16 protein-coding genes are annotated in these 15,935 nt (G+C 66.7%); 11 read left to right on the forward strand and 5 right to left on the reverse strand.

The window, feature by feature from the left end; genetic code table 11:
• Nucleotides 1-116: 116 nt before the first annotated feature.
• Nucleotides 117-2,639, forward strand: a complete 2,523-nt coding sequence (locus L632_RS25120) for a calcium-binding protein (RefSeq protein WP_028717047.1) — start codon at nt 117-119, stop codon at nt 2,637-2,639.
• Here L632_RS25120 and L632_RS0114665 read toward each other — a convergent pair.
• Complete coding sequence (locus L632_RS0114665) at nt 2,636-3,388, reverse strand: ABC transporter permease (RefSeq protein ID WP_028713218.1); 753 nt, start codon at nt 3,386-3,388, stop codon at nt 2,636-2,638. The genes L632_RS25120 and L632_RS0114665 overlap by 4 nt on opposite strands.
• 465 nt (nt 3,389-3,853) lie before the next feature.
• Here L632_RS0114665 and L632_RS0114670 point away from each other — a divergent pair, with 465 nt between their 5' ends.
• From L632_RS0114670 to L632_RS0114700, 8 genes are all read left to right on the forward strand, one after another.
• A complete protein-coding gene (locus L632_RS0114670) occupies nt 3,854-5,134 on the forward strand; it encodes a capsule biosynthesis protein (RefSeq protein WP_232215695.1) in 1,281 nt (426 codons plus the stop codon).
• A 3-nt stretch (nt 5,135-5,137) separates the two neighbouring features.
• Nucleotides 5,138-5,815 carry an ABC transporter ATP-binding protein gene (locus L632_RS0114675; RefSeq protein ID WP_028717048.1) on the forward strand — a complete coding sequence of 226 codons (678 nt, stop codon included), beginning with the start codon at nt 5,138-5,140 and terminating at the stop codon, nt 5,813-5,815.
• Nucleotides 5,816-5,949: 134 nt separating this feature from the next.
• The gene (locus L632_RS0114680; RefSeq protein WP_028713215.1) at nt 5,950-6,351 is read left to right on the forward strand and encodes a ketosteroid isomerase-related protein; all 402 of its coding nucleotides are present in this window, start codon (nt 5,950-5,952) and stop codon (nt 6,349-6,351) included.
• Nucleotides 6,348-6,929, forward strand: a complete 582-nt coding sequence (locus tag L632_RS0114685; protein WP_028713214.1) for a hypothetical protein — start codon at nt 6,348-6,350, stop codon at nt 6,927-6,929. Before L632_RS0114680 ends, L632_RS0114685 begins: the two co-directional genes overlap by 4 nt.
• A complete protein-coding gene (locus tag L632_RS0114690) occupies nt 6,926-7,795 on the forward strand; it encodes a carbon-nitrogen hydrolase family protein (protein WP_028713213.1) in 870 nt (289 codons plus the stop codon). The genes L632_RS0114685 and L632_RS0114690 overlap by 4 nt, the downstream gene beginning before the upstream one ends.
• An 84-nt stretch (nt 7,796-7,879) precedes the next feature.
• The gene (locus L632_RS23920; protein ID WP_084637833.1) at nt 7,880-8,227 is read left to right on the forward strand and encodes a minor capsid protein; all 348 of its coding nucleotides are present in this window, start codon (nt 7,880-7,882) and stop codon (nt 8,225-8,227) included.
• 10 nt (nt 8,228-8,237) lie between these two features.
• Nucleotides 8,238-8,657: a hypothetical protein gene (locus tag L632_RS24390; RefSeq protein ID WP_156929474.1), complete on the forward strand. Its 420-nt coding sequence runs from the start codon at nt 8,238-8,240 to the stop codon at nt 8,655-8,657.
• 5 nt (nt 8,658-8,662) lie between these two features.
• Nucleotides 8,663-9,241 (forward strand): hypothetical protein, encoded by a 579-nt coding sequence (locus L632_RS0114700; protein WP_198021834.1) that lies wholly within the window; start codon nt 8,663-8,665, stop codon nt 9,239-9,241.
• Here L632_RS0114700 and L632_RS0114705 read toward each other — a convergent pair.
• Complete coding sequence (locus tag L632_RS0114705; protein ID WP_028717050.1) at nt 9,238-10,692, reverse strand: 2-isopropylmalate synthase; 1,455 nt, start codon at nt 10,690-10,692, stop codon at nt 9,238-9,240. The genes L632_RS0114700 and L632_RS0114705 overlap by 4 nt on opposite strands.
• Before the next feature lie 131 nt (nt 10,693-10,823).
• Between L632_RS0114705 and L632_RS0114710 the strand changes: the two genes are divergently transcribed.
• Entirely contained in the window at nt 10,824-12,494 is a 1,671-nt protein-coding gene (locus L632_RS0114710) for an NAD+ synthase (RefSeq protein WP_028717051.1), read from the forward strand.
• Nucleotides 12,495-12,781: 287 nt separating this feature from the next.
• Here the strand turns inward: L632_RS0114710 and L632_RS24695 are convergent, their stop codons facing one another.
• On the reverse strand, nt 12,782-13,228 hold the full coding sequence (locus L632_RS24695) for a hypothetical protein (RefSeq protein ID WP_028717052.1): 447 nt from the start codon (nt 13,226-13,228) through the stop codon (nt 12,782-12,784).
• On the opposite strand from L632_RS24695, the gene L632_RS22760 reads away from it, so the two are divergent.
• Nucleotides 13,191-13,931 carry a Hint domain-containing protein gene (locus tag L632_RS22760; protein WP_232220981.1) on the forward strand — a complete coding sequence of 247 codons (741 nt, stop codon included), beginning with the start codon at nt 13,191-13,193 and terminating at the stop codon, nt 13,929-13,931. The two genes, L632_RS24695 and L632_RS22760, sit on opposite strands and share 38 nt — an antisense overlap.
• A gap of 48 nt (nt 13,932-13,979) precedes the next feature.
• On the opposite strand, the gene pncB is transcribed toward L632_RS22760, so the two are convergent.
• Nucleotides 13,980-15,290, reverse strand: coding sequence for a nicotinate phosphoribosyltransferase (gene pncB, locus L632_RS0114725; protein WP_028714284.1), 1,311 nt, complete (start codon nt 15,288-15,290; stop codon nt 13,980-13,982).
• On the reverse strand, nt 15,287-15,883 hold the full coding sequence (pncA, locus tag L632_RS0114730; RefSeq protein WP_028717053.1) for a bifunctional nicotinamidase/pyrazinamidase: 597 nt from the start codon (nt 15,881-15,883) through the stop codon (nt 15,287-15,289). Before pncA ends, pncB begins: the two co-directional genes overlap by 4 nt.
• Nucleotides 15,884-15,935 lie beyond the last annotated feature (52 nt).

Raw genomic sequence — 15,935 nt, forward strand, 5'->3', positions numbered from 1 at the left:
GGCGCCAACCTATGCCTGCGGACGTTAAAATGCACGGGGAATAATGCGTGACTTGGCGGGGCCGGCCGGCGCTTTCTTGGGGCACCACCATCGAGCTGCCACAAGCGAAACCCGCAATGCGTTACCGTCACGTCGCAACCTATATCGGCCCGCAATCGCCCTTCGTGACCAATATCACGGACCTGAAGACCTTTGCCGGGCCGAATGGCCATGCCCTTTACAGCGTGACCCATGTCGGGGGCGGGATCGCCGCCTACCGCATCACCTCGGCCGACCAGCCGATCGAGATGATGGGCGCCCAGCCCCATGCCGCCGCGCTGCGCTATGCCGGCACCCCCGGCGCCAGCATCGTCACGCTGAACGGCGGCCCGGTGCTGTTCGGCACCGGGCTGCGCGAGGCGCTCGGCCACGGCATCCGGCTGGGGGCCGAGGGCGATTTTCGCGACGGCGCGCAATTGCTGGGGCCGGGGGCGCTGCCGGGCGACGTGATCCGGCTGGGGCAGTTCCAGACGCCGCAAGGCAGCTTCCTCTATTCGGCGCGCGACGGGCAGACCGCCTTCGACATCTGGCGCTCGGCCGGAGACGGCTCGATCAGCCATGTCACCCGCGCGGCGCTGCCGCTGGGCTCGGGCGTCCAGGGCACCGAGATCGACGACATGCTGGTCGCCAGGCTGGGCGACCGCAGCTTCATCGTCTCGGCCTCGGCCACCGGCAATTACGTCGCGGTGCAGATGGTCCATGCCGACGGCACGGTCGGCACGGCGCAGATGATCTGGTCCTATCGCGGGCTGGGCATGGACCAGCCCAGCCACCTGGGCACGGTCACGGTCAACGGCGTGACCTGGCTGGTGGTGGCCTCGGCGCAAAGCTCGTCGCTGACGACGATGCGGCTGACCTATGGCGGCGAGCTGCTGCCGGTCGATCACGTCATCGACGAGTTGACCACCCGCTTCGCCGGCGCCACCGCGCTTGAGACCCTGACCCTGGACGGCCGCGGCTATGTCTTCGTCGGGGGCGGCGACGACGGCATCAGCGTCTTCACCCTGCTGCCCGACGGCCGGCTGATGCACCTGACGACGCTGGTCGATACCGACGACCGGGCGCTGGCCGACGTCTCGGCCATCTCGGCGGTGGCGATCGACGGCAGGATCGCGCTTTTCGTCTCCTCCCGCACCGAAAGCGGCATCACGCAATTCGTCTTCGAGCCGGGCGGGACCGGCCTTACCCGGGTGGTGGGCGCGGGCCGGCAATCCGGGACCGAGGGCGGCGACATGATGCGGGCCGGCGCCGAGACGACCAGCATGGACGGCGGCGCCGGGGACGACATCCTGATCGCCGGCAGCAATCCGGTGCAGATGACGGGCGGCGCCGGCGCCGACGTCTTCGTGCCGATGGAGGTCAACGGCAGGATCACCATCACCGATTTCGAGCCGGGCGTGGACCGGCTGGACCTGTCCTTCCTGGGCATGGTCCGCAGCACGGCGCAGCTGGTCTTCAGCCCGCAAAGCTATGGAATCAAGATCTTTTACGGAAATTCGGTAATCTGGATCATGACACGCGACAACACGATGCTCCAGGCGAGCGCCTTCGACAATTCGCTTTTCCCGGTCGCGCATTACGCGCCGCCCGACATGCGCACCGTGGTGGTCGGCACCGCGCGCAACGACACGCTGAGCGCCGGGCGCAACGGCTCGACCGTGCACGGCCATGCCGGCGACGACCTGCTGCTGGGCGGGCCGGGCAATGACATTCTGCACGGCGCGCTTGGCAGTGACACGCTGCAGGGGGGTGCGGGCAACGACACGCTCTATGGCGGGCAGGGCAACGACCGGCTGATGGGCGGGCCGGGGGACGACCGGCTGTTCGGAGGGCTCGGCAACGATACGCTGTTCGGCGGCATCGGCAACGACTATCTGTTCGGCGGCATCGGCAATGACAGCCTGGACGGCGGCGCCGGCGACGACACGCTGTTCGGCGCCGAAGGCCACGACCTGCTGCTGGGCCGCGAGGGCAACGACGCGCTGCATGGCGGCCAGGGTCACGATACGCTTCACGGCCATCAGGGCAACGACCTGCTGCATGGCAATGAAGGCCATGACCTGCTGTTCGGCGGCATCGGCAACGACACGCTTTACGGCGGCCCGGGCAATGACACGCTGCATGGCGAGCCGGGCGATGACATGCTGGTGGGCGGTCCCGGCCACGACAACCTCTTCGGCGGCGCGGGCAACGATTCGCTGCTGGGCCAGGCCGGAAGCGACTGGCTGCAGGGCGACGAGGGCAATGACACGCTCTACGGTTTCCGGGGCAGCGACACGCTGGAGGGCGGGCGCGGCGCGGATACGCTGATCGGCGGGGCCGGCGCCGATGTCTTCGTCTTTTCCGGCTTGGACAATCTGGACGGCAGCACCGACGTCATTCTGGACTTCACCCCGGGCGAGGACCGCATCGATCTTTCCGGGCTGAACCTGACCTTCATCGGCAGCGACGCGTTCTCGGGCGCCGGCCAGGTCCGCGCCGACTGGTCGACGCCCGATGCGCATCGGCTGCTGGTCGATCTGGACGGCGACGGCCGCGCCGAGCTGACCATCGAGCTGGGCGCGTTGGCGCAACTGGACGCCTCGGACCTGTTGCTCTAGCGTTCGAGCAGGTCGCGGTGGCTGCGCTCCAGCAGCATCAGGCCCAGCAGCAGCAGCCCGACCGAGACGCCGATCACCAGCTCGTGGCTGAGATAACGCGCCTCATATGTCGGATAGATGCCTTCGCGCATCAGGCCGACGCAATGGATCAGCGGGTTGAACCACAGGAAATCCTGCGCCTGGCTGGGCATGAGGTCATAAAGAAAGAAGATGCCGGACATCAGGAACAGCGGCCGGGTCAGGATCTGCCAGACGCGTTCCCAGATCGGGAAGGCAGTCATCAGATAGCAGTTCAGCGTTCCGACCCCGACGCCCAGCAGCGTCACCAGCAGCAGCGCCTCGAAGACCGAGGCCAGGTTCACCACAACCGGCAGGCGGTAGATCACGAAGATCCCCGAGATCACCAGCGCGATCACCGCGATATGGGTCAGCGCGTTCAGCAGCACCCGCGCGATCAGCGCATCGATGAAGGTCACGCTGGGATAGGCCAGGAACGGCCGCGAAAAGCGGATCGACGAGGCGGTCTTGTTGGCCAGGTCGTTGAACATGGCGAAGGGCAGGAAGCCGGTGGCGTAGAACAGCGGGAAATTCGAGCCCAGCCCGGGGCTGGTCAGCGCCAGGCTGAAGATCACCGACAGCAGCGCCACCCCCAGCACCGGCTCAAGCACCGCCCAGACATAACCCCCGGCCGAGCGGCCGTAGGTGGTGGCCATCTCGCGCAGCATCAGCGCCGCGACGATCCGCGCCATGCGAAAGCGCGGCCCGTTGCGGGCGGGGCGCCGGCGACGGCGAATTTTGCGGGATTTGTCGAACATGTGAACGCAAATACTGGTCTTGGCAGCCGGCAATATGTAACAAATGCACGCAAAAGGTAAACCAGCGAAAGCGCCATTGCCGTGACCATCCCCTCTGACCCGGCCGGCGGCAAGCCCGGCCAGCCGGCCCGGCCGGCCGGCGATCAGCAATCCTCGGCGCGTCCCGGCCCGCATCCCGGCCAGGGGGGAATGGCCGGACAGGCGGCCCCGCAAGCCGCGCCGCCGCAACGGCCGTTTCAGGCCGTGCAGGCAGCCGGCCCCGATCCGCAGCGCCCGCCGGGCCAGCGGCCGCCCGGCCCTCCGCCCCGGAACCACCCGGCGCAAGGCCAGCCCGGTCCGGGCCAACCCCCGCAGGGCCAGCCCGCGCGACCCGCGGGCGCGCCGGGACAGCAGCGCCCGATGGCGCAGGGCAATCACCCCCCGCCCGCCCTGCGTCCGCAAGGACCGGGACAGGGCCAGCCGATCCCGGTGCGGCCCATGCAGCAGGCCGTGGCGCAGCCCGGCCACCGGACGATGCCCGGCGCGCCCGCGATCCCGGTCCAGCCGGTGCGCCCGCCCGTCGGCCTGGCCCGGCCGCGCCGCCGCCACTGGCTGATGCTGGCCTCGTTCCTGGCGCTGGTGGTGCTGCCGACCGCGGTCTGGGCCTGGTATCTCTGGGTCCGCGCCAGCGACCAATATGTCTCGACCGTCGGCTTCTCGGTCCGCAAGGAACAGGCGACGCCCTCGATCGACCTGCTGGGGGGCCTGGCCCCCTTCGCGGGCGGCACCGGCGCGTCGGACACGGACATCCTTTACGAATACATCCGCAGCCAGGACATGGTCGAAAAGATCGACGCCCGGCTGGACCTGCGCGCGCGCTTCTCGCGCGACTGGCCGCATGACTTCGTCTTCGCCTTCGACCCCGAGGACCATATCGAGGATCTGACCGACTACTGGCAGCGCCAGGTCAAGGTCCTTTACGACAACACCACCGAGCTGATCACCCTGCAGGTCAGCGCCTTCTCTGCGCAGGACGCCCAGGCCATCGCCGCGGCGGTGTTCCAGGAAAGCTCGGACAAGATCAACCAGCTTTCGACCATCGCCCGCGACGACGCCACCCGGCTGGCCAAGGCCGAGCTGGAAAAGGCCCGCGCCGAACTGACCGAGACGCGGCAGGCGATGACCGCCTTCCGCATGCGCTCGCAGATCGTCGATCCCGAGGCGGACCTGGCCGGGCAGATGGGCGTGCTGAGCGGGCTGCAGGCGCAACTGGCCGAGGCGCTGGTCGCCCATGACATGCTGCTGGACAATGCCCAGCCCACCGACCACCGCGTCACCCAGTCGCAGCAGAAGATCGACGCCCTGCGCCGGCTGATCGACGCCGAGCGCGGCAAGTTCGGCGCCGAGGGTCAGGGGCCGTCGGGCGAAAGCTATGCCCAGCTGATGGCCGAATACGAAAAGCTCGCCGTGGACCGCGAATTCGCCGAGGGCGCCTATCGCTCGGCCCGCATCGCCTATGAGACGGCGCTGGCCGAGGCGCAGCGTCAGGCCCGCTACCTGGCCGCCCATATCGAGCCCAAGGTGGCGCAAAGCTCGACCGAGCCGAACCGGCCCTGGCTGCTGGCCATGGTCGCGGGCATGCTGCTGGCCGGCTGGTCGATCCTGGTCCTGATCTATTACAGCATCCGCGACCGCGGCTGAGCCATGATCTGGCTGGAGAACCTGACCAAGGTCTATCGGCTCAAGGGGCGCCGGACCCTGGTCGCGGACAACATCAACGCGGTGTTCCCGACCGGGGCCTCGGTGGCGCTCTTGGGCCGCAACGGCGCCGGCAAGTCGACGCTGCTGCGGATGATCGCGGGCACCGTCTCGCCCACCTCGGGACGGGTGCTGTCGGACGGCACCATCTCGTGGCCGGTGGGTTTCATGGGCAGTTTCCACGGCGAGCTGACCGGGGCCCAGAATGTGCGTTTCGTCGCCCGGATCTATGGCGTGGACAGCGACGAACTGGTCGATTACGTCGAGGATTTCGCCGAGCTGGGCCAGCATTACCACCAGCCCTTCGGCAGCTATTCCTCGGGGATGCGCTCGCGGCTGGCGATGGGCACCAGCATGGGCATCCATTTCGACACCTATCTGGTGGACGAGGTCACCAGCGTCGGCGATGCCGATTTCCGCGCCAAGTCGCAGCGCGTCTTCAACCAGCGCATGGCCAGTTCGGGCGCCATCGTGGTCAGCCACTCCATGCCGATGATCCGCAACATGTGCACCATGGGCGCGGTGCTGGATCGCGGACGCCTGACCGTCTTCGACCGGCTCGAAGAGGCGATCGCCCATCACGAGGCCATCCTGCGCGTCCCGCCCGCCCTGGTCGGGGACTAGGCGGGACGGGGCGACGGTCCTGCGCGGATGGTAACGATGCGTCAGAACGGAAGAAGGGTTGAGCCCTCCGCCAAAGGGCGGAGGTGACGCGGCGCCCGCCGCGCGCTAGACGGGTCGAAACAAGGAGGTTTTCCATGGATACCAAGGCCCTGATCGCCGCCTATTACGACGCCTTCAACGCCGGCCGCACCGACGAGATGCTGGGCTATCTGCATGACGAGATCGAACATCACGTCAACGAGGGCGGCATCCGCCGCGGCAAGGACAAGTTCGCCGAATTCAACGCCCATATGACCCGCAGCTACCGCGAAGAGCTGACCGACATGGTGATCTTCGCCAACGAGACGGGCGACCGGGCCGCGGCGGAATTCGTGGTCAACGGCACCTACCTCGCCACCGACGAAGGCCTGCCCGAGGCGAAGGGCCAGAAATACGTCCTGCCGGCCGGCGCCTTCTTCACCATCCGGGACGGCAAGATCGCGCGGGTGACGACCTATTACAACCTCGCCGACTGGACGCGGCAGGTCTCGGCGTGATCCGCACCGAAAGCCTGACCGGGGATGCCGTGGCCTCCGTGCTGGACGATCTGGCGCGGCTGCGCATCGCAGTGTTCCGCGACTGGCCCTATCTCTATGACGGCGACCTGGAATACGAGCGCGACTATCTGCGCGCCTATCAGTCGCCCGGCGCCGTGGTGGTGGCGGCCTGGGACGGCGAGCGCATGATCGGCGCCTCGACCGGCGCGCCGATGGAGGATCACGCCGACGATTTCGCCGCCGCCTTCGCTGGCCGGCCCGAGCGGCTGGACGAGATCTTCTATTGCGCGGAATCGGTGCTTTTGCCGGACTATCGCGGCCATGGCCTGGGCCACGCCTTCTTCGACGGGCGCGAGGCGCAGGGCCGCGCGCTCGGCCGCCGCTACAGCGTCTTTTGCAGCGTGATCCGCCCGGCCGACCATCCGCTGCGTCCTGCGGACTATCGCCCGCTGGACGGGTTCTGGCGCAAGCGCGGCTATGCTCCGCTGCCCGGCGTCGTGGCCGGGTTCGAATGGAAGGACATCGGCGCGGACGCGCCGACCCGCAAACCGCTGCAATTCTGGATGAAAGAACTGTGACCCGGACCGTCAAGATCGCCGCCGCGGCCTATCCCTTCGACTGGATGGAGGATTTCGACGCCTATCGCGCCAAGATCGCCGCCTGGGTCGAGGACGCAGCCGATTGCGACCTGCTGGTCTTTCCCGAATACGGCGCGATGGAGCTGGCCTCGCTGGGCGGGCGCGAAGTGGCCGGCAACCTCGAAGCCTCGCTGCACGAGGTCGCCCGGCACGAGACCGCGCGCGACGCGCTGCATGCCGAGCTGGCGGCGCGGCACGGGCTGCATATCCTGGCCGCATCGGGGCCCTGCTTCGAGGGGCCGCGCCCGGTCAACCGCGCGGTGCTGTTCGGTCCCGGGGGCCGGATCGGCCATCAGGACAAGCAGGTGATGACCCGCTTCGAGCGCGAGGACTGGGACGTGGTCGGCGCACCGGGCCTGCGGGTCTTCGACACGCCCGTGGGGCGGCTGGGCGTGCTGATCTGCTATGACAGCGAATTTCCCTTGCTGGGCCGGGTTCTGGCCGAGGCCGGGGCCGAGATCATCCTGACCCCCTCCTGCACCGACACGGTGGCGGGCTTCAACCGGGTGAAGATCGGCGCCATGGCCCGGGCGCTGGAAAGCCAGTGCGTCGTGGTGCAGGCCCCGACGGTGGGCGATGTGGACTGGAACCCGGCCATCGACGAAAACCGCGGCGCGGCGGCGATCTATGCGCCGCCGGACGGGCTGTGGCCGGAAAGCGGCGTGCTGGCCGAGGGATTGATGGACGTGCCCGGCTGGGTCAAGGCGCCGGTCGATCTGGATCTGGTGGCGGAAAGCCGGCGGAACGGGCGGGTGCTGCCCTTTGCGCATTGGGGCGAGACGGCGGGAGTGCGGGTGGTGGAATGAGGGAAGGCGCGCAACACGCGCATCATTAACCGAATCTTGTGATCTGCTGTTGGAGGATGCCGCGCGGCATATGAGGTTCCCGGCATGAACATGATCCACACGGAAGCCTATCGAACTGCCTTCAGCGCCTATCTGCGCAAGGGCACGCCGATCCCCTTGTCCCTGAAGCAGGCAGGGACCACGGCACGGTATGTCTGGCGCTGCCAAGGCGACAATTTTGTGCGACCGGCACATCGTGCCAACGATGGCCGCGTGTTTGCATGGGACGATCCCCCTGATACCGCCCATCCGGGCGAGGATTACAACTGCCGCTGCGCGGCCGATCCCTATCCTTGGCGAGACCGAGTTCGCGCTTCACGAATTCACCTCGGATTTCCCGTCCGGCCCCGTCCGGTGTGGGAACCGGGAATTCGTGTCGCACTACTTTGCTGACGGGCGCGCCGTGACCCTGGAAGAGATCGGGCATTTGCGTGAGATCGCCGAGCAATATGCTTATGCTGATGGCGCACAAGGTTCGTTTCGCAGGCTGTCGGGCCAAATTTCCGACGCGGCTCGAGAAAATGGAGCCGGAGAGCTTTACGTGCCTTTCAATAACACCTATCAATTCGGCGACGTAGCCTTTTCGCATGGCAGGGGAACGGTCTCAGGCTCCTTCCTGGGAACGGTCGAATATCACGACGATATGCTGCGGATCACCGGTGAAAGCAACTTTGAGTTCGCCGATGAATTTGCCGATCCTCTGGATATGAATTTCGAACCCGGCGGCATACCCTATCACATCAGCGGAACATGGCGCGCAAGCTTTTCGGCAGAGGTGCTAAGAGACCGCAGAAATAGCATTTACTTTAACCCAAGGAAATGATGGCGATGGAGCGCACGTTCGCCCGTCATCTGCTTCTGCTTCCGGTCTTTCTTTTCCTGTTCTGGGCGGCGGTCGCGGGGGTGCAATGGGTCAGGCACGCGCTCAAAAGCGTCACCCTACCAAATGGCATGATGCTCAAGCTGCAATATTATTTTCCCCGCGCTCCGGTCGCGCTTTTTGCCACGGATGGCAGAACGATCCTTGCCCGCAGGCTTGAATTCCTTTGCTTCAACGATCGCTATGTCAGGGTCACGTCCTACAAATTCGGTGATTCCGGCATTTACGACGCCCAGACCGACGCCAAGGTCCGGGAAGAGCAGTATGACACTGTTGCGCGTGAGCTACGCTCGGGGAGAGGAGGATGCAACGGCTATTACACCGGCCTCCTCGGAGCTGTTTTTCTGCTCGATGGCCAAAAATTCCCGTTCCTGCCGCCTTGCGAATGGCGAAACCTCGACAATCCGGCGTTGAAAACGCCGCGCTTGGTTCGCCCGGCCCTGCAAGGACGGATCAGGGCGGAAACCGCCCGCCGCATCCGACACGAACAAGGCGGAGGCGGACGGCCGCCCCGGACCCTAGCCTAGTCGCCCTCGCTCGGCTCGGCCGGCACCGCCCCTTCGGGCGTCTCGGCGCCCTCGGGTACAGCGCCCTCGGTCGGAACGGCCAGCCGGTTGTCCTCCCACTCGCCCGAGGCGACCTGGCCGGTGGCATAGCGCATCACCCCGGCGCCCTGGCGCTTGCCCATCACGAAATGGCCGGTATAGACATCGCCGTTGGCATAGGTCGCGACGCCCTCGCCGTCGATCTCGCCTTCCTTCCAGCTGCCCTCGTAGCGGAAGCCGTCCGGCGCGATGAGCCGGCCCTTGCCGTGCCGCAGCCCGTCCACGAAGGAACCGTCATAGGTGGTACCGTCGGGATAGGTCGCCTGTCCCTGCCCGTGCCGCTGCCCGTCGCGCCAGGCGCCGTTATAGACATAGCCGTCGGGATAGGTCATGCGGCCCTGCCCCTCGTTGCGGCCGCGCTTGAAGCCGCCCTCGTAGACCAGGCCGTTGGCGTATTTGGCCACGCCCTGCCCCTCGATCACGCCCTCGACCCATTCGCCGTCATAGCTGGCGCCATCCGGATAGGTGATCAGCCCACGCCCATGCGGTAGGTCGTTTTGCAGCGCCCCCTCGTAGATCGAGCCGTCGGGATAGGTGATGCGGCCCAGACCCTCCATCCGGCCCTCGACCCAGTCGCCGGTATAGACATAGCCGTCGGTGCCGGTGAAGGTGCCGACGCCCCAACGCTTGTCGGCGCGGAAATCGCCCTCGTAGCGGTCGCCATTGGCATAGGTCGCCACGCCCTTGCCCTCGCGCTTGCCATTGGCGAAGCGGCCCTCGTAGCTGTCGCCCGAAGGCTGGGTCAGCTTGCCCTGCCCGGCCATCTGACCCGCCGACCAGCCGCCCTCGTAATTCAGCCCGTCCGCCATGGTCAGCTTGCCCTGGCCGGACCGCTGGTTCGCCTTCATCTCGCCTTCATAGGTGGCGCCGTCGGGATAGGTGATCTTGCCGAAGCCTTCCTTGACGCCGGCCTTCCAGTCGCCCTCGTAGCGATAGCCGTTCGGCTGGGTCAGCACCCCCTTGCCGTCGTGCAGCGCGTTCAGGAAGCCGCCCTCATAGGCCGAGCCGTTGGCGTAATGCGCCACGCCCTGCCCGGTGATCTGGCCGTCCAGCCAGTCGCCCTCGTAGCTGCCGCCATCGGCATAGGTGATCTTGCCCTTGCCATGCGGCTTGCCGCGGGCAAAGGCGCCCTCGTAGACCGAGCCGTTGGGGAATTTCGCCACGCCCTGACCCAGGATCTCGCCCTCAACCCAGTCGCCGGTATATTCGTAGCCCGAGGGCAGCGTATAGGTGCCGCGCCCGTGCTGCTTGCCGTTGCGGAAGGTGCCCTCGTAGACGCCGCCGTCGTCATATTGCTTGGTGATGACCGCCTGGGCACCGGCCATGCCCGCGCCGGCAAGGATCACCGCGCAGGCGACAAGGGCTGCCTTCATGGGTGCTGCACTCCGCCTCGTTGCTGCTTTTGGCATCGGTTTATCGCAAGGGGCGCGCCGGCGCAAAGCCCGACTTTTCCTTTGCCGCGCGCTGACCTATCAACGGGGGCAAGATCCGGTAAGGAAGCGCCATGACCGACACGTTCCGCATCACCCTTGGACAGCTGAACCCGACCGTGGGCGACCTGCCCGGCAACGCCGCCAAGGCGCGCGAGGCCTGGGCCGCGGCGCGCGAGGCCGGCGCCGACCTTCTGGCCCTGCCCGAGATGTTCATCACCGGCTACCAGACGCAGGACCTGGTGCTGAAGCCCGGCTTCACGCAGGAGGCCATGGCCCATATCGTCGATCTGGCGCGGGACTGCGTGGACGGCCCCGCCATCGGCATCGGCGGCCCCTATGCCGAGGAGGACCGGCTTTACAACGCCTATTGGATCCTCAAGGGCGGCAAGGTCGTGGCGCGGGTGCTCAAGCACGAATTGCCGCACAAGCAGCTGTTCGACGAATGGCGGCTGTTCAATGTCGGGCCGATCTCGGGGCCCTACAGCCTGGACGGGCTGCGCATCGGCAGCCCGATCTGCGAGGACGCCTGGTGGCCCGAGGTCTGCGAAACGCTGGCCGAAACCGGGGCCGAAATCCTGCTGGTCCCGAACGGCAGCCCCTATCACCGCAACAAGCTGGACCTGCGCATGGGCCATATGGTCGCCCGCGTGGTCGAGACCGGGCTGCCGCTGATCTACCTGAACTCGGTCGGCGGGCAGGACGACCAGGTCTATGACGGCGGCAGCTTCGTGCTGAACCCGGGCGAGGATGGCGGCGCGGTCAAGGTCATGCAGCTGGCGCCCTTCGACGAGATGCTGGCGCATGTCGATTTCACCCGCACCCCGCAAGGCTGGCGGGCTGTGCCGGGCCGGATGGACCACATGCCCGACGAGTGGGAGCAGGACTACCGCGCCATGATGGAAGGATTGCGCGACTACATGCGCAAGTCCGGGTTCCGCAAGGCGGTGCTGGGCCTGTCGGGCGGCATCGACTCGGCGCTGGTCGCCACCATCGCCAGCGACGCCATCGGGCCCGAGAACGTGCGCTGCGTCATGCTGCCCAGCGAATACACCTCGCAAGCCAGCCTCGATGATGCCGCCGATTGCGCCGGGCGGCTGGGCACGCGGCTGGACACCGTGCATATCGAAGGCGCCCGCGACGCGGTGGGCGAGGCGCTGGCCCATCTGATGGAAGGCACCCAGCCCGACGCGACCGAGGAAAACATCCAGTCCCGGCTGCGCGGCGTGATGCTGATGGCGCTGTCGAACAAGTTCGGCGAGCTGCTCTTGACCACCGGCAACAAGTCCGAGGTCGCGGTCGGCTATGCCACGATCTATGGCGACATGGCCGGCGGCTACAACCCGATCAAGGATCTCTACAAGACCCGCGTCTTCCAGACCTGCCGCTGGCGCAATGAAAATCATCGCGACTGGATGCTGGGCCGCGCGGGCGAGGTGATCCCGCCGCAGATCATCTCGAAGCCGCCTTCGGCCGAGCTGCGCCCCAACCAGAAGGACCAGGACAGCCTGCCGCCCTATGAGGTGCTGGACGCGATCCTGGAAGGGCTGGTCGAGAAGGACCTGGCGCTGAAGGACCTGGTCGCGCAAGGCTTCGAGCCCGAGACGGTCAAGAAGGTCGAGACCCTGCTTTATGGCAGTGAATGGAAGCGATACCAGGCGGCGCCGGGGCCGCGCATCTCGACCAAGGCCTTCTGGCTGGACCGGCGCTATCCGCTGGTCAACCGCTGGCGCGACCGGCTCTGACCGGCAGCGCGCGTGACCTTGCGTCACGATCGCCGGGAAGCCCGGGCACCCGTATCCGGCGATCATGCGCAAGATATTGAAATAAAAAGATCTATATCTGATATTGGTCGATAACCTGCCCATTTCGACAGGTTAATAAAGTTTTATTCATCTTCTAGTTAGCCGGTGAGGCGCGGGCATGTGTTTTTCCGCCCTCTTCTCCATGCACGGGTCGGCGTCGCCGGTCCGGAATGGCGCGATGGTTGAATGTGTCTCTTGTGCCCTCATGTGCGGGGGCCTGTTAACGATTAGGGTCTGCCATGCCGACGACGACGTCGATCCGTGTCATCTATCTTGGAACGCATCGGGATCTGGATCCCGATGAACGCTTTCTGGGCGCCGAGCGCGCCGCGGAACTGGTGGGCTCGACCTTCGGCAGCGCCGACCGGCCACTGGCGCGCGAGATCAACGCCATAACGCTGCACGACGGCAATGACGACGGCGCGATTTCCTTCGACAACCGCTTCGGCGTGTCCTCGGGCGAATACGGCATCCATGACGGCGTGCGCCATTACGCCGATTCCGGGATCATCTATCGCGGCACCGTAACCTATACGGACGGCACCAGCGCCCGCAATGTGCAGCTGCGCATCCTGCAGGACACCGACGGCAACCTGGTGCTGGTGCCGCCGCCCGCCACGGCCGCGCAGGCCGAGATTGACGGCGTCACCAGGCAAACCGATCCAGTCGATCACCCTGACCAGCTATGTGCGCAGCGATTTCGACCGGCTCGACACCTCGCGCTACGGGCTCGAAGGCGCGCCGGCCTTCATCTGCTTCCGCCACGGCACGCTGATCCTGACCCAGCGCGGCCAGGTGCCGGTCGAGGCGCTGCGGATCGGCGACATGGTCGTCACCCGCGACCATGGCGCGCAGCCGCTGCGCTGGATCGGCTCGAAGCCGGTCGAAAGCGCCTTGCTGCGGGCCTTCGAGAAGATGCGCCCGGTGCGCATCCGCGCCGGCGCGCTTGGCTCGGGCCTGCCCAGCCGTGACCTTTACGTCTCGCAGCAGCACCGCATCCTGGTCAGCTCGAAGATCGCCGAGCGCATCTGCGGCGCGGCCGAGGTCCTGGTCGCCGCCAAGCACCTGACCGGGATCGAGGGCATCGAGCTGGTCGATGATTGCGAGGCGCTGACCTATTACCATCTGCTGTTCGACCGGCACGAGATCGTCTGCTCGGAAGGCGCGCTGACCGAATCGCTGTTCACCGGCCCCGAGGCGCTGAAATCGGTCTCGCCCGAGGCCCGTGCCGAAATCCTGGCGCTGTTCCCCGGACTGTTGTCCGAGAGCGGCGCGCGCGAGCCCGCCCGCCGTCTGGGCAACGGTCGCGAGGGACGGCAGCTTGCCAAGCGCCATGCTGCCAACCGTCGCGCGCTGCAACCGGCGCTTTCGCGCTGACACCCAAGGCCCCGGACCCCACGTGCCGGGGCCTGTCCATTTCCCGGTCTAGACCACCACGTCCATGCGCTGCTGCCGGCCGACGCCGAAGATGCGCTTGTAACGTTCGATCTCGTCCTGGGGCCCGGTGGCCTTTTCGGGATTGTCCGAAAGCTTGACGGTCGGCCGCCCCTCGGCCGCCACCGCCTTGCAGACCAGCGAGAACGGCGCCAGCCCGTCGCCCGGCACCAGCCCGCGGAAGTCGTTGGTCAGCAAGGTGCCCCAGCCGAAACTGACCTTCACCCTGCCGTGGAAGCGCTGGAAAAGCTCCTTGATCTTCTCGACATCCAGCCCGTCCGAGAAGATGATCAGCTTGTCGCGCGGATCCTCGCCGCGGTCCTGCCACCAGCGGATCGCCGTCTCGGCGCCCTCGGCCGGGTCGCCGCTGTCGACGCGGATGCCGGTCCAGCCGGCCAGCCAGTCCGGCGCGTGGTCCAGAAAGCCCTTGGTGCCATAGGTGTCGGGCAGGATGATGCGCAGCATGCCGTCATGTTCCTCGTGCCAGTCGGCAAGCACGCGATAGGGCGCCCGGCGCAATTCCTCGTCCGTATCGGCCAGCGCGGCATAGACCATCGGCAGTTCATGGGCATTGGTGCCGATGGCCTCGATGTCGCGGCGCATGGCGATCAGGCAGTTCGAGGTGCCGATGAAGCGCTGGTCGCCCAAGCCCTCGACCATGGCCTGCACGCACCAGTCCTGCCACAGGAAGCTGTGCCGCCGCCGCGTGCCGAAATCGGCGATGCGCAGGTCGGGGCCGAGCGTGCGCAATTCCTCGATCTTTTCCCAAAGCCGGGCCATGGCCCGGGCATAGAGCACCTGCAACTCGAACCGGCCCATGTCCTTGAGGACGGCGCGGCTCCGCAACTCCATGATGATGGCCAGCGCCGGGATCTCCCACAGCATGACCTCGGGCCAACGCCCCTCGAAGATCAGCTCATACTGGCCGTCGCGCTTTTCCAGGTGATAGGCGGGCAGGCGCAGGTTCTCCAGGAACTCCATGAAATCCGGGCGGAACATCTGCCGCTTGCCGTAGAAGGTATTGCCGCGCAGCCAGGTGCTTTCGCCCCGCGTCAACGACAGGCCGCGGACATGGTCCAGCTGCTCGCGCAGCTCGCCCTCGTCGATCAGCTCGGCCAGGCGGATGCGGCTGGTGCGGTTGATCAGGCTGAAGGTCACCTGCGTGTCGGGCCGGTTGCGGAACACCGACTGGCACATCAGCAGCTTGTAGAAATCGTCGTCGATCAGCGAGCGGACGATCGGGTCGATCTTCCACTTGTGGTTATAGACGCGGGTGGCGATATCGACCGTCGGGATCATCATGCGAGTGTCACCCCTGCCTTGCGCATGGTCTCGCGCGCCGCCTCGCGCGAGCCGTTCAGGTCGATGGCACGGGTGGCCTCCTCGATCACGGTGGCGCGGAAACCCAGCTTCGCCGCATCGACGGCCGACCACGCGACGCAGAAATCATGCGCAAGGCCGACGAAGGTCAGGTCGTCCAGCCCGCGCTCGCGCAGATAGCCGGCCAGCCCGGTGGGGGTGCGGTGGTCGTTCTCGAAAAACGCGGAATAGCTGTCGATCTGCGGCCGGAAGCCCTTGCGGATCACCAGATCGGCGCAATCGACGGCCAGCGTCGGATGGAACCCCGCCCCGGCCGAGCCGATCACGCAATGCGCGGGCCACAGCACCTGCGGGCCGTAGGGCATCTCGACTTGCGAAAATGCGGCGGCGTCGGGATGGTTGTCGGCAAAGCTGGCATGGTCATGGGGATGCCAGTCCTGGGTCAGCACCACGGCGTCGAAATCCGCCATCAGGTCGTTGATCGGCGCCACGATCTCGTCCCCGCCGGCCACGGCAAGCCGCCCGCCCGGGCAGAAATCCAGCTGCATGTCGATGACGATCAGGGCTTTTGCCATGGCGCCTCTCCTGTTTTTCCCAAGAAAATTGGTAGGCGCAGGCGGCGGAGGC

Source organism: Paracoccus sp. J39, from assembly GCF_000518925.1.
Lineage (GTDB): Bacteria > Pseudomonadota > Alphaproteobacteria > Rhodobacterales > Rhodobacteraceae > Paracoccus.